The 13,608-nt window shown below is 66.0% G+C and carries 9 protein-coding genes and 1 pseudogene; 4 read left to right on the forward strand and 6 right to left on the reverse strand.

Annotation, left to right across the window (positions count from 1 at the left end; genetic code table 11):
• Window positions 1–8: 8 nt before the first annotated feature.
• Window positions 9–1,262 (reverse strand): NAD-dependent epimerase/dehydratase family protein, encoded by a 1,254-nt coding sequence (locus EXR94_14040; protein ID MSR03836.1) that lies wholly within the window; start codon window positions 1,260–1,262, stop codon window positions 9–11.
• Here EXR94_14040 and EXR94_14045 point away from each other — a divergent pair.
• Window positions 1,261–2,089: pseudogene (locus EXR94_14045) on the forward strand (dienelactone hydrolase family protein). The gene EXR94_14040 and the pseudogene EXR94_14045 sit on opposite strands and share 2 nt — an antisense overlap.
• Before the next feature lie 8 nt (window positions 2,090–2,097).
• Entirely contained in the window at window positions 2,098–2,286 is a 189-nt protein-coding gene (locus EXR94_14050; protein MSR03837.1) for a hypothetical protein, read from the forward strand.
• A gap of 12 nt (window positions 2,287–2,298) precedes the next feature.
• On the opposite strand, the gene EXR94_14055 is transcribed toward EXR94_14050, so the two are convergent.
• Window positions 2,299–3,216 (reverse strand): TerC family protein, encoded by a 918-nt coding sequence (locus EXR94_14055; protein MSR03838.1) that lies wholly within the window; start codon window positions 3,214–3,216, stop codon window positions 2,299–2,301.
• Between EXR94_14055 and EXR94_14060 the strand changes: the two genes are divergently transcribed.
• Entirely contained in the window at window positions 3,200–6,760 is a 3,561-nt protein-coding gene (locus tag EXR94_14060) for a hypothetical protein (GenBank protein MSR03839.1), read from the forward strand. The genes EXR94_14055 and EXR94_14060 overlap by 17 nt on opposite strands.
• 246 nt (window positions 6,761–7,006) lie before the next feature.
• Here EXR94_14060 and EXR94_14065 read toward each other — a convergent pair whose 3' ends face one another.
• Window positions 7,007–10,210 carry a glycosyl hydrolase gene (locus EXR94_14065; protein ID MSR03840.1) on the reverse strand — a complete coding sequence of 1,068 codons (3,204 nt, stop codon included), beginning with the start codon at window positions 10,208–10,210 and terminating at the stop codon, window positions 7,007–7,009.
• A gap of 166 nt (window positions 10,211–10,376) precedes the next feature.
• Window positions 10,377–10,577, reverse strand: coding sequence for a hypothetical protein (locus tag EXR94_14070; protein ID MSR03841.1), 201 nt, complete (start codon window positions 10,575–10,577; stop codon window positions 10,377–10,379).
• Window positions 10,578–10,858: 281 nt separating this feature from the next.
• Between EXR94_14070 and EXR94_14075 the strand changes: the two genes are divergently transcribed.
• Window positions 10,859–11,815, forward strand: coding sequence for an SDR family NAD(P)-dependent oxidoreductase (locus EXR94_14075; protein ID MSR03842.1), 957 nt, complete (start codon window positions 10,859–10,861; stop codon window positions 11,813–11,815).
• A gap of 243 nt (window positions 11,816–12,058) precedes the next feature.
• Here the strand turns inward: EXR94_14075 and EXR94_14080 are convergent, their stop codons facing one another.
• Window positions 12,059–13,405: a class A beta-lactamase-related serine hydrolase gene (locus tag EXR94_14080; GenBank protein MSR03843.1), complete on the reverse strand. Its 1,347-nt coding sequence runs from the start codon at window positions 13,403–13,405 to the stop codon at window positions 12,059–12,061.
• Window positions 13,402–13,608: hydrolase (locus EXR94_14085; protein ID MSR03844.1), on the reverse strand; the 207-nt coding region annotated here is incomplete at its 5' end. The genes EXR94_14085 and EXR94_14080, both read right to left, overlap by 4 nt.

Consider the following 13,608-nt stretch of genomic DNA (forward strand, 5'->3'; position numbering starts at 1 on the left):
CTCCTGGATTACCTCCGCGCTTTCCAGGCGGTTAGCAGCTTGGCCTCGGCCTCCATCTGCTGGGCCATCGACGCCGTCTCCGCCGCCAGCGGGGGTGGCTGCCGGAGTCCCGACCGCATCCCATTTCGCCGCTCCTCGGGCAGAGCGTTCCACCACTCGAGCGTCTCGCGGGCGGTCTCCTCGAACGGCCGGTAGGTTAGCCCCGCCGCCACCGACCGCGCGTTGCTGACCGTATGGACTTGCGCGTAGGCGCCGGTAGGCCCATTCCAGATCGGGAACTGCGCTTTCTGCTGCTCGAGCCACGCCGCGTCCACCCAGGTGAATGTCGCGGTGGAGGCGGTCACCGCCTTGAGCCGGTCGAGCACCTCGCTCATCGGCAACGGTTGGGCCGGCCCGACCGCGTTGAAGGTGCCCGTGGTGCGTTGCTCGATCAGGTGGACGACGAACCGGGCCAGGTCGCGGGCGTCGATGATCTCCATCGGGTAGGCGGGCTCTCCGGGCGCGAGTACCTCACCGCCGGCCGCGATCCGGACCGGCCAATAGGTCCAGCGGTCAGTGTTGTCTCCCGGGCCCACGATGTAGCCAGGCCTAACGATGATGGCGCCGGTCGGGAACGCCTCCTGGACCGCCTTCTCGCAGAGAACCTTGAGCGGCCCGTAGGTTTCCCCGGTGATTTCCTCGACGGTCGGGTCGGTGAGGGTGCCACCCGGGGCCTCCTCGGTGACGCCCGGCACGTCGAGCTTCGCGTAGGCCGAGACCGAAGAGATGAACAGGTACTGGGTGGCGGCGCCTTTGAGGAGGTTGGCCGAGTCGCGGACGTGTCGGGGGACGTAGCCGGAGGTGTCGATCACCGCGTCCCACTGATGACCCTTCAGCGCGTCGAGCTTGCCATCCCGGTCGCCGAGCAGGGTCTCGAGATCGGGAAACAGGTCGTCGTTGCTCTTGCCCCGATTGAACAGGGTGATGGTGTGGCCCCGTTCGCGGGCCCGGCGGACCATGTGGGGTCCGATGAATCCGGTACCGCCGAGGACCAGGATCCGGAGCGGTTTCTCACCCTTGGCGCAACCCTGGAGGCCGATCGCCAGGGCGCCCGCCGCGGCGGCACCGGTCTTGATGAAATCACGTCGGGTGTGGCGCATGGTGAAGACTCCGTCAGGGTGGAGGTGATTGCTCTGGGATCCGGATTCCGTTTGGGAACCCCTACGAAGGTACGGTAATATTATGGAGTCCGCAGGGTCCCGCAACAATGGGGGATTGTCCATGGAACGCGCAACCGCCCACGACTTCGATCAGGAGTTGCTGATCCTGTTCGACGCCTATGTTCACGGTGGCATCGACCGGCGGACCTTCCTCGACCGGGCCGCGAAGTTCGCGGTCGGCGGCGTCACGGCGGTCATGCTGCTCGAACAATTGAGCCCGAAGTTCGCGGCGGCCCAGGTGGTGAAGCCGGCCGACTCCCGGATCGAGCCGGAGTATTCTGGAGTACGACTCGCCCACGGGGTCCGGGAAAATGCGAGGGTACTTCGTCCGCCCCGCCGGCGCGGCTGGCCGGCGGCCGGGTGTCCTGGTGATTCACGAGAACCGCGGGCTCAACCCGCATATCGAGGACATTGGCCGGCGCCTGGCTCTCGACGGCTTCGTGGCGTTCGCGTGCGACGCCCTGTTTCCCCTGGGCGGGTACTCGGGTGACGAGGACAAGGCCCGGGAGGCCTTCCGCCAACTCGACCGAGCCAAGACCCGGGAAGATTTCGTCGCGGCAGCCGAGTTCCTGAAGGCCCGCCCGGAGTGCACGGGCCGGATCGGCGCGGTGGGCTTCTGCTATGGCGGCGGCATGGTGAACTACCTCGCCACTCGGCTCGGAACCGACCTCTTGGCCGGGGTCCCGTTCTACGGCTCTTCCCCGAACTTGGAGGACGTGCCGAAGATCCGGGCGCCCCTGATGGTGCAATCGGCGGAGGCGGATCCCCGGATCAACGAGAGCTGGCACGGGTTCAACAACGACACCACACCGCGATTCGACGCGGCGGCGGCGAAGCTGGCGTGGGAGCGAACGATCGCGTTCTTCAACCGGTACTTGGCGGCACCGTGACCGGCCCGGTGAAACCGACCGCAATGGTGTTCGTCGTCGCGAGCTACCTCCTCAGCTGGGTCTTTTGGATTCCGGCCGTTTTCGTGTATCGCGCGGACCTCCGGATCCCCGCCCTGGCCGCCAATTGGGTCGTGGCGGGGGTGATCATCGTCGTCTTCGGACCGCTCCACCTGAGTCGACGGGCCTCGGTGACGTGAAGCGGCCTGGCGTCACTGGACGGTCGGTCGTCGCGTGATGGACAAGATGATCGACCCGGCCAGGATCCCGACGATGACCGCGAGCGAAATCCCGATCGGCAGGTGATACCAGTGGCCCGCGATCATCTTGAGTCCGACAAACCCGAGGATCAACCCGACCCCCGGCTTGAGATAGACGAACTTGTCGAGCGCGTCGGCCAGGACGAAGAACAGCGCCCGGAGCCCCAGGATCGCGAACATGTTTGAGGTGTAGACGATGAAGGGATCCCGAGTGATCGCGAAGACCGCCGGAATGCTGTCGATCGCGAACACCAGATCGGTCCACTCGACGACGAACACGACCAGGAGCAGCGGCGTCGCCTGCCACCCGGCCCTGGATTTGACGAAGAACGAAGTGCCCTCGTACGCGCCGGACATCGGCACCAGCCGGCGGAACAGCCGGACCAGCGGGTTCTTCTCCGGCTCGATCCGTTGGTCGGAGGTCTGGAACATCTTGACCGCGGTGAGGACGAGGATCACCCCCATCACGACGAACAGCCACTCGAACCGCCCCAGGATCACCGTGCCGGCCACGACCATGATCGCCCGCAGGACCGCGGCGCCGAAGATGCCCCAGTTGAGGACCTTCGGACGCGCTTTGGCCGGAACCGCGAAGTACTGAAAGATCAAGATGAACACGAACAGATTGTCGACCGAGAGAGACAACTCGACCAGATACCCGGCGTAATACTCGAGCGCCGTGGTCGGGCCGCGGGCCCACCACACAAACCCGCCGAAGCTGAGCGCCGTGGCGATCACCACGGCGCTCCATCGGGTTGCTTCCTGGATCGAAAGGGCGGCGGCGCGGCGCTTGAAGAGGACGACGTCGGCCGCGATCAGGAGGGCCGACACCAACGCGAAGACGATCCAGCCAATGCTGTCGGTCGACATCAGGTACCGGCCATCCGAAAAGGTGTGCCACAAAAAAGCGAGACCTCGTCACCCGACGGTCTCGCTGGACAGGCTGATCCGGCCGGGCCGACTCAACTATGGGGACCATTTTAGTCGGACTTGTCCAGTGCGTCAACGCCGGGGGCCAGCGACAGCGACCAGGATTCTGGCCGTCCGAGCGACGACACGGCCTCGCGGACCCCCTCGCGTTATCTTGGGTCGAACCTATCCGGGAGCCCCCTTCATGATCCGCCGCTTCCTTCCGTCGGCGCTGGCCGCCGTCGGATTCGTCACGCCGGTTGCCGCCCAAGACAAGCCCGCCGACAAACCGGCTGACAAGACCTGGGACGTGACCCTGGCCCGGGGAAAGACCCGCGAGATCGACTTCACCACCTCCGAGGGCACCTGGATGACGGTGGATGCGAGTCTCGACGGGTCCTGGATCGTCTTCGATCTGCTCGGCCACGTCTACCGGATGCCGGCCACGGGTGGAGAGGCCACCGTCCTCACCCAGAACACCGGCGTCGCGGTCAATTACCAGCCTCGGCTCTCGCCGGACGGTTCGTTGATTGCCTTCATCAGCGACCGGAAGGGCCAGAACAATCTCTGGGTCATGAACGCCGACGGCTCGAACCCGCGGGCGATCTACACCGACCCCGCGGCCCAGGCAGCGCAACCCGCGTGGTCGCCGGACGGGCAGTACCTCTACGTCCAGCGGCCCGGATCACAGAGCAGCCCCGGCGGGATCTGGATGTACCACAAGGACGGCGGCGCGGGCGTCGAAATCCTCTCGGCCAAAGCCCAATCGGGCGCCTCGTGGCCGGCGCCGTCGGCCGACGGACGCTTCCTCTATTTCCAAGTCTTCACCGGCGCCGGGATGGGCGAGTATCCCGGGCGCGCCGACTTCCTTTCCGGCGCGGCCCAGGTCCGGCGGCTCGACCTTCGGACCGGCGAGATCGCCGCGATCTCGTCCGGCGAGCAGAACCAGCAAGTCCAATCCTCGAGCGGTGGGATGGCGGCGCCCGAGGTCTCGCCGGACGGGAAGTGGCTGGCCTTTGCCCGCCGGATTCCCGATGGAACGATCTCGTGGAAGGGCCACACGTTTGGTCCCCGGACCGCGCTCTGGCTCCGGAACCTCGCCAACGGCCAGGAGCGACTGCTCGTCGATCCGATCGAACTCGACATGGTGGAGACCTTCAAGGTCACCCGCCCGCTCCCGGGATACTCGTGGTCCCGCGACGGGAAGACCATCACCATCGCCCAGGGCGGCAAGTTAATCCGCGTGGATGTCGCGAGCGGCGGCGTCACCCCGATTCCCTTTACCGCCAAGGTTCACCGAACCATCTCCGAGCAGGCCAATACCCAAGGCCGGCTCACCGACGACCCGTTCACCGTCAAGTTCGCCCGGTGGCAGACCGCGGCGCCTGACGGCAAGACGCTGGCGTTCCAGGCGTTAGGCAGACTCTGGACCATGGCGCTCCCGAACGGCACGCCTAAGCGGGTGACCGCCGAGGGCTTCGGGCCGTTCGAGTACGCTCCGGCGTGGTCGCCGGACGGGCAATGGATCGCCTTTACCAGCTGGGACGATGCGGTGGGCGGCCACCTCTGGAAGATCCGGGCGGCGGGGGGCGCCCCCGAGCAGCTCACCCGGGCGGCCGGCGAGTACGTCCACCCGGCGTGGAGCCCCGACGGCCGGGAGATCGTCGTGGCGCAGGGCGCCGGCGAAACCGGCCACGGCCGGGGACTCCTCTGGAACCCCTGGTTCGATCTGGTGCGGGTTCCGGCGGCCGGCGGCGACGCGACCCCGGTCGTCCGGGTTACGCTTACACCCGACGGCTCCGGCGGCGCGGCGTTCAACGCCATCCGCTCGCAGATCGTCCGGCCGACGTGGCTGCCTAACGGTCGGATCTACTATCCCCACACCGGCACCGGCGAGACCACTCTCTACTCGATCCGCCCCGACGGCCTCGACCGCCGAGCCCACCTCACCTTTCCCTACGCCGATGAGGCCTCGCCGTCGCCGGACGCCCGGTGGGTGACGTTTCAGGAATCGGACAACGTCTACGTCACCCCACTCCCCTCGGGAACCGGCGGCACCCCGGTCAAGATCGACCACAACCGCTCGAATCTGCCCGTCACCAAGCTCAGCACCACCGGTGGCCTGTTTCCGCGCTGGCGGGACGCGGGCACGGTCGAATTCGGGAGCGGGAACCGGTACTACGCCTGGCATCAGGCCACCCAGAAGACCGACACCGTCGCCATCGTCCTCGCTGCGAAGCGCGACGTCCCGCCGGGCACCGTGGCGTTTACCGGCGCGCGGATCGTGACCCTCGCCGGCCGCAAGGTGGTCAACGGAACCCTGGTGGTGACCGGGAGCCGGATTACCTGCGTCGGCTCGTGCCCGATTCCGAAGGGCGCCCGGGTGATCAGCGCGAGCGGCAAGACCATCATTCCCGGCTTCATCGACGTTCACTCGCACAACTACCGCGAGCACCGGGGCATCATCCCGCAACACAACTACGAAGGCGCGGTATTCCTGGCGTACGGCATCACCAGCACGATGGACCCCTCGATGTGGTCGCAGAACCTGTTCCCCACCGGCGAGATGGTGGACGCCGGCGTGATCGTCGGTCCCCGGGTCTTCACCACCGGCGATCCGCTCTACGCCGGCGACGGACTCCGCCAGGAAGACTTCACTAGCTACGAGGCCGCCGAGGCCGGGATTCGGAAACTCCAGAACTGGGGCGCCGTGTCCCTCAAGCAGTACATGCAGCCCCGCCGCGAGCAGCGGCAGTGGGTGTCGGACATCGCCCGGAAGGTGGGGATCCAGGTCACCTCCGAAAATGACGACCTCGAATACACGCTCGGCTTGATCATGGACGGGCAGACCGGCTTCGAGCATCCGCTGAGCTACCTCCCGCTCTACGGCGACGCCACCACCTTTCTCGGCAAAGCGCGGGCAACCTACTCCCCGACCTTCATGGTGGGCGGCGCCGGGCCCTGGAACGAGGAGTATTGGTACTCGCAGAGTGAGACGTGGAAGGACCCGAAACTCCGCCGCTGGATGCCCTGGCGGCAACAGATTCCCCAGTCCCGCCGCCGGATGCTCCGGCCGGCAACCGATTACAGCTACCCGTTCATTGCCCAGTCGCTCAAGGATCTGATCGCGGCCGGCGGCTATGGCGCGATCGGGGCTCACGGCCAGCATAACGGTCCCGGCTCCCACTGGGAGGTCTGGATGGCGGCGTCCGCGCTCGGTCCGATGGGCGCGCTCGAGATCGCGAGCCCGCACGCGGCCCGGTTCATCGGCCGGGAGCAGGATCTCGGCACCCTCGAGCCCGGCAAGCTCGCCGACTTCATGGTGCTGAACAGCAATCCGCTCGAGAACATCCGGAACACCCTGGACATCCAGTATGTGACCAAGGGCGGTGTGGTGTACTTGAGCGACACGCTGGATGAAGTGTGGCCGCAGCAACGGAAGTACGGAAATTACTTCTGGGTCAATCCGGACGCGCTCAAGGCCGACGACCGGCCGCTCCACTGACGGCGGCATTCGCTCGACACCTGCCACGGGGATGGGTCTCATGAGACATGCTATCCATCCCCAGCCGAACCCGGTCCCGGCACCGGACGCCGGGTGGGTCGGCTGAGGCGGGCGGTCCCGGCGTCGGGATCCGTGGGCACGCGACCACCCCGAGCCTGGGCCTAGGGGCGGGGCTGACCCGCCGTCGGGGGGGGCCGCTCCGTTCGGGACGAGTGCGCGATGGCCGCGGCGAAGGCGATGGGGTTTCTAGGCTACATTGCCGCTGCACCCTCCGACCTTGGCACATTTTCGGTCGAGCGGCACCAGCTTGAGCTTGAGCAACTGGGTGTTGACCGCGTTCAGGTCCTTGGCCCAGACCTCCTCGAGACGGTCGGTATACCCTTTCAACTCGGTACTCAAGATCTTGAAGATCTCCGGCATGTTGGTCGTCGGGCGCCCGTCGCCCCGCTCGGCCATCGACATCAGATTCGCGAGCCGGTTGTTGACCTTGATCGGAAAATTGAGCGGATCTTGGCCGCTTCGGTTCCGAACCTGGTAGATCTGTTCCTCCACCACCGAGGCGTTGGCCGTAAGCGTGGCACCGAGGGCCTTGAGCGTTGGGTCATCGGACTTCTTGAGCCGGGCCTCGAGCTGGGCTTTGATCCGGCGAATCGCAACCACCGCATCGTTGGCCTCGGTCACCTTGTCACGAACCCGTTTCGAGAACGCGTACTGGGCCCGGAGGTCCGCGTCGGTCACGTCGGTGATCCGGGGATTTCTAGTCACGACGATGGGCGCCGACACGGTTCGGTCATCAGCCGTTAGACGGGCCAGGTATCGGCCGGGCGGCACCGCCGGGCCACTAGTCCCCGCACCCCAGAGAATCATGCCCGGAAAGGTGGTGGCACCTTGAGTCCGAAGGTCCCAACTGAGGGATCGTAAACCGGCCTCATTGGGAAGGGTCGGGCCGGATCGCGACGCCGGGAATCCGCTCGACCCCGCGCCTCCGGCGGCGGCCAAAGAGTCACGAACGGCCTTCGGCGTGGTATCAGGCTCGAAGGTCCGTAACACGGCGCCGGCGGAATCGAGGATCTCGAGCTTGGCGGTTTTCGGGGTCTGCTTGAGCCACCAGCTGAGCGTCACATTAGACGCCGATCGAACCGCGACCGGTGGCTTGAAGAAGGTTGCTTCGGCGGCCGCATAGTTCGCCGTCACGGCCCGGAGCGGGGCCACATTGTCGAGGACCCAAAATCCCCGCCCGTGCGTGGCGATCACCAGTTCATTGCCCTCCACGACGAGATCAGCCACCGGCACATCGGGTAAGTTGCCGTTGAGGGACTGCCACGTCGCTCCGTCATCGTACGTGACATACACCCCGTGCTGGGTCGCGGCGTAGAGCAACCCTCGGCGGGTGGGGTCTTCCCGGACCGCGTGGACGTAGGCATCGACTCGAATGCCGGCGACGATCTTCGTCCAGGTCTTGCCATAGTCCTCGGTCTTGAAGATGTAGGGCGCCAGGTCGTTCAAGAGTGGCCGGCGGACGGAGACATAGGCCGCCCCGGAATTGAACGCCGAGGCATCGATCTGGCTCACCCGGCCGAAGTCGGGCATTCCAGGCGGAGTGACGTTGGTCCAGGTCTTTCCACCATCGCGGGTCAGGTGCACGAGACCGTCGTCGGAGCCGGTCCAAATCACCTTGAGATCGCGTTTCCCGGGTGCGATGGAAAAGATCGTCGCATACACTTCCGGCCCATTCATGTCACCGGTAATAGGGCCACCGGACTTTTCCAGTGTTTCCGGCGCGTGGCGCGTTAGGTCGCCGCTCAGCGCCGCCCAGGTCTTGCCGCCGTCGGCCGTGGCCCACAACCGCTGCGACGACACGTACAGGGTCTTCCGGTCCACCGGCGAGAAGATGATCGGGAAGGTCCATTGCCAACGTTCCTTGATGTCCTTCGCGGGTTCACCGGAGTAAAACCAGGGATACGGGTTCACCTCTCGGGACGTACCCAATCGCCGATTGTACTTGTCGACATAGGCGCCGTTGTTGGTACCGGAGTAGAACAGGTCGGGATCTCGCGGATCAGGCGCGATGTAGCCGGGTTCGCCTCCGCCGGCCTCGTACGCCACCGCCATCCCGCCCGCCGTGATGTCTTTGGTCGAGTCAGCTCCGAGATCTCGACGCCCTCCGCCGAAGGCACCGAGGTTCCAGTCGAACGGAACGCATAACGTACTGTTGTCCTGCTGCGAACCACAGACGTGGTATGGCAGATGCTTGGTGGTGATGGCATGGTAGAACTGTTCAGTGGGAAAGTCCTGGGCGGTCCACGTCTTCCCAATGTTCGTCGACACCGCGCCGCCGCCGTCGTTGGCCACGACGAGGTGAGACGGCTGATCGGGATCGATCCAGAGATCGTGGAAATCGCCGTGGGTGCCGTCGCCGATGCTTTTGGTGGTCTTGCCGCCATCGGTGGACCGGAACAAGGAGGTGTTTTGGAGGTAGACCACATCGACGTTCCGCGGATCGGCGAAAACATGGGTGTAGTAGAAGGCCCGCTGCCGAATCGCCCGATTGTCGTTGATCTTGGCCCAGGTGGCGCCGGCATCCTCGCTCCGGAACAACCCGCCACTGTCATGCTCGACGAGAGCATAGACCCGGCGCGAATCGGCTCCCGACACCGCCACGCCGATCCGGCCGACCAACCCAACCGCCGGCAAACCAGCGTTCCGGGTGACTTCCGTCCACGTCTCGCCACCGTCGATGCTCTTGAACAGGCCACTCCCCGGGCCCCCGCTCGACATTTGATACTCTTTCCGGTAGGCCTGCCACAGGGACGCGTAGATGATGTTCGGGTCGTTCCGGTCGATCGTGACGTCGATCGCGGCGGTCTGATCGTCCCGAAACAAGACTCGGCGCCAGGACTTCCCGCCGTCGGTGGACTTGTACACCCCGCGCTCCGGGCTCGCCACGCTGTACTTACCGAACGCCGCGACGTACACGATATCGGGATTGGTCGGGTGGATCCGGATCTTCGCAATGCCGTGCGACTCCCGGAAACCGAGATGCGCCCAGGTCTTGCCGGCGTCGGTGCTCTTGTAGACCCCGTCACCCGGCATGATGTTGCCGCGAATGCAGGTCTCGCCCATGCCAATGAAGACGATGTCGGGATTCGATTCACTGACCGCGACCGCGCCGACTGAGGCGCTGGTCAGCTGGCCGTCCGTGACTGGAGCCCAACTGTCTCCGCCATCAACGGTTTTCCATAGCCCCCCGCCAACGGCCCCGAAGTAGGCCTCGGCGGGGCGGCCGCGGACCCCAGTGGCCGCAATTGAACGGCCGCCCCGGTCAGGGCCGATGTTCCGCCATCGATAGCCGGCCAAGAAGGTCGAGTCGAGGGTCACTGGTTGGGCCGCCAGCGGGACGACCGTGCCCAGCAGGACGGATAGCACGAGGAGGAGTCGCGAATTGGTCATGATCGGATTGGATTGAGGAGACGGCAGGCCTTCGGGGACCACCCGGAACCTAGCCACTGAGATCGGGACCCGCTACCAGGAGTTCACCTCGCGGTAGCTCCAAGACTGAACTCGCATCGTGCTTGGATGCCCATCAAGCCGGGGTCCAGTCGATCGAGCACCTCACTCAGATGGACGACAACGCGTTCGATCTGATGGCGGCCAAGGGCGTCGCCATCGTTCCCGGGCCTTCGTGATGGGGCCGAAGACCGGTGACAGCACCACGCGCGTTGTGCTCGACTTCCGCCAGACCCAGCTCCTCCATCAGCGGCGGAACGGACATCCCGAAGCGACCGCGCAGACCCTTCTGCCGGCCGGGTACTCCCATCGGGGCGTGGCGGTCATTCCGCCGGACGACTACCTCGCCGCCTGGGAAGAGGGACGAAGGACCCCGAGCACATCTACTATCGCTTCATCCCGCGTTCCAGGGGACGTTAGGCCCGGCTCGGCGCTGCGGGGCGACGATGTGGTGATTGGGCCCGACCCGGATTACTCCTGCCCCTCCGATCGACCTGATCTATCCCGTCGGCGGCCGGCCGCCATTCGAGGGCCGTCGGGCGGCCCGAGGCCATCACTCGACAGCCGCCACTCGGACGGGTATCATCAACCATGCAATCCCCCCAGAGATCCATTCACCGTCCTGTCTTTCTGCGCACCGCAGCGGTCACGTTCGGCCTGCTTCTCGCCGCCAGCTTGCTCCCGGCGGAGGCCGCGCGCCAGCAACCGTCCACCACTTACGCGAAGGCCCCGCTGCTTCCCGACCTGACCGGCAAGGTGGTTCTGGTCACCGGCTCGACCGACGGTCTCGGCCGTGACGTGGCGCGCCGGATTGCCGCCGCTGGCGCCCACGTGCTGGTTACCGGACGCAGCGTCGCCCGCGGGGACTCGCTCGTCGCCGAAATCGCCAAGAGCGGCAAGGGGAGCGCCAGGTTCTATCGCGCCGACCTCGCCTCCCTCGCCGAGGTCCGGCGCCTCGCCGACGCCGTGATCCACGACACCAAACGCCTCGACATCCTCATCAACAACGCCGGGGTCGGATTCATCTTCGATACCACCAGGAAGTTCAGCGCCGAAGGCTACGAGATGCACTTCGCGGTGAACTACCTGGCCCACTATCTCTTGACGAAGCGGCTGCTCCCGCTGATCGCCGCGAGCGCCCCAGCCCGGATCATCAACGTCTCGTCGGGGTCACAGGAGCCGATCAACTTCGCCGATGTGATGATGACGAAGGGCTACGTCGGGGGGCGCGGATATGCCCAGAGCAAGCTCGCCCAGGTGATGATGACGATCGACATGGCGCCCGCGCTCGAGAAACAGGGCATCCTGACCTACTCGCTCCACCCGGCCACCACGATGGGCACCACGATGGCGCTTGCCCTCAAGGTCACCCCGCGTTCGACCATCGCGGAAGGGGTCGAGTCGGTGATCTATGCCATGACCACCGCCGAACCGACGGGAACTTTCTTCAATCAGCTCAAGCCGTGGAAGGCACAGGCGCAGGCCTACGACGCCGAGGCCCGGGAGAAACTTCGGGCGCTGAGCGAGCAGCTGATCGGCAAGAAGTAGGATGCGAACCTGATCGTGACGCAGGTCGTCGATGGCACCAAAGGCATTCACGCCATGATGCCGAAAACGATCTTCAAACGATAAGGGGCAGCGCGAGCCCTCGGCGCGAATGCGGGGATCATCGCCCCGGTGTCTGGTGTGTTGCTCGCCGCAATCGGCGGCGGCCTGATGCTCCGGCAGCGGCGTTCCCAGCAATGATCTGATCGCATTCGAAGCCGGGGCAGGAACCGCTGCTATGGTGGCCTAACGTCTCGTGAGCACGTACCCGAAACCCGCCAGCACTTGCATCCGGCCACTCTCATCGGGCTCGGCGAACCGGATTCGCTCGAGGTAGGTGCCCGGCTTGCCCTTGAACTCGTCGTTCCCGATGAACTCCAGCTCGAGCAGCGGCCGCTCGGCGGTGACCGTGTTCTCGTACACCAGCGTCTTGATGGTGACCGCCGCGGCCAGCCCACCCTCGCGGGCAACCACCCGGAACCGGAGCATCACGCTCTCATACACCCCGAGGTACGGTGCCGGATCGACCGCCGGCAGAGCCGGCGGCTCCGGCCGCTGCTGGGACCGGCCGGTCCAGACCTCGAGCAGCGGTTCGATGAGCGACGGGCCGAGGGCCATGTGCTTGTCGCAATTGGTGAGCAAGGCAACGACCCGGCCCGTGGCCTGGTGGGCATAGAGGACCGAGCTCACGCCAGGACCGCCGCCGCCGTGATGGACCAGGCCGCCGGGCAACAGCATCCAGCCCAGGCCCCAGTGGTAATCGGCCGGCAGAATCATCGCCTTGGTCGGCCGCATCATCCGCTCGGCCGACTCGCGGGACAGGATCCGGCCGCCGCCCGGACCAACGCCGCCGTTCACCATGGCGCGCCCAAAGGTCACCAGGTCGGCCGCGGACATCATCAGGGTCGCGCCGGCCGGCGCCATGCTGAGCGGGACGAACGGCCGGGTCGCCTGGACCATGGTTCCTGTCGCGGGGTCGGCAAGGTCACCGACGCTCACGCGAAACCGGGGAAGGTCGGTGAGGTCCGCGAGTGCGTGACGCATTTCGAGCGGCTCGAAGATCCGTTCCTTGACCAGCGTATACCAACTCTTGCCCCGGATCTTCTGCGCCAGGCAGCCCGCCACCACGACCGCCATGTTGCAATAGGACGGCCCCCCGCCGGGCGGATGTAGCTGGTCCAAGTCGGCGCATCGGGCCAGTGCGTCGACCAGGCGCTCCTGGTCGGGGCCGAAGTCCGGCAGAAAAACCCCATCGATGCCGCTGGTGTGATTGAGCAGCATCCCGCAGGTGATCCGGGCGCGCGCGGCCTCGTCCCGAATCCGAAACTCGGGAAGGTGCTCGATCACCGGATCGTCCAATGAGATCAACCCGTCGTCCACTAGCTGCATCACCAGAACCGCGTTGAAGATCTTGGTGATCGAGCCGATGTGCATCACCGTGTCGGCGGTGACGGGGTCGCCGGTGACGCTGTTGCGGACGCCCGCCACCGCGGTGGCCAGGGCCGCGCCGTCCCATATCGCCATCGATGCGCCGGTGATACCGGCGGCGGCCCGGGCCGCCTCGAGAATTGGATCGGTGATCGGCATGGTCATCGCGGGCCGACGAGCCGACCGCCCTTGATCACTTGGACGATATCTCGGAGGTGACGGATGTCCCGCGTGGGATCGCTGCCAAGGACGACCAGATCAGCGAGCTTGCCTGCCTCGACCGTCCCGAGCGTGCTCTCCAAGCCGAGCACCCTCGCGCCGTTCCGCGTCGCGGCCGTGAGCGCCTCGAGCGGAGTGAGACCCACGTC

Source organism: Gemmatimonadota bacterium (genome assembly GCA_009692115.1).
Lineage (GTDB): Bacteria > Gemmatimonadota > Gemmatimonadetes > Gemmatimonadales > GWC2-71-9 > SHZU01.

What these genes read in the sequence shown, in the direction of transcription:
- EXR94_14040 (MSR03836.1), bottom strand. Translation starts at nt 1,262, where the DNA reads ATGGACAATCCCCCATTGTTGCGGGACCCTGCGGACTCCATAATATTA.
- EXR94_14065 (MSR03840.1), bottom strand. Translation starts at nt 10,210, where the DNA reads ATGACCAATTCGCGACTCCTCCTCGTGCTATCCGTCCTGCTGGGCACG.
- EXR94_14055 (MSR03838.1), bottom strand. Translation starts at nt 3,216, where the DNA reads ATGTCGACCGACAGCATTGGCTGGATCGTCTTCGCGTTGGTGTCGGCC.
- EXR94_14060 (MSR03839.1), top strand. Translation starts at nt 3,200, where the DNA reads ATGCTGTCGGTCGACATCAGGTACCGGCCATCCGAAAAGGTGTGCCAC.
- EXR94_14070 (MSR03841.1), bottom strand. Translation starts at nt 10,577, where the DNA reads ATGGGAGTACCCGGCCGGCAGAAGGGTCTGCGCGGTCGCTTCGGGATG.
- EXR94_14080 (MSR03843.1), bottom strand. Translation starts at nt 13,405, where the DNA reads ATGACCATGCCGATCACCGATCCAATTCTCGAGGCGGCCCGGGCCGCC.
- EXR94_14075 (MSR03842.1), top strand. Translation starts at nt 10,859, where the DNA reads ATGCAATCCCCCCAGAGATCCATTCACCGTCCTGTCTTTCTGCGCACC.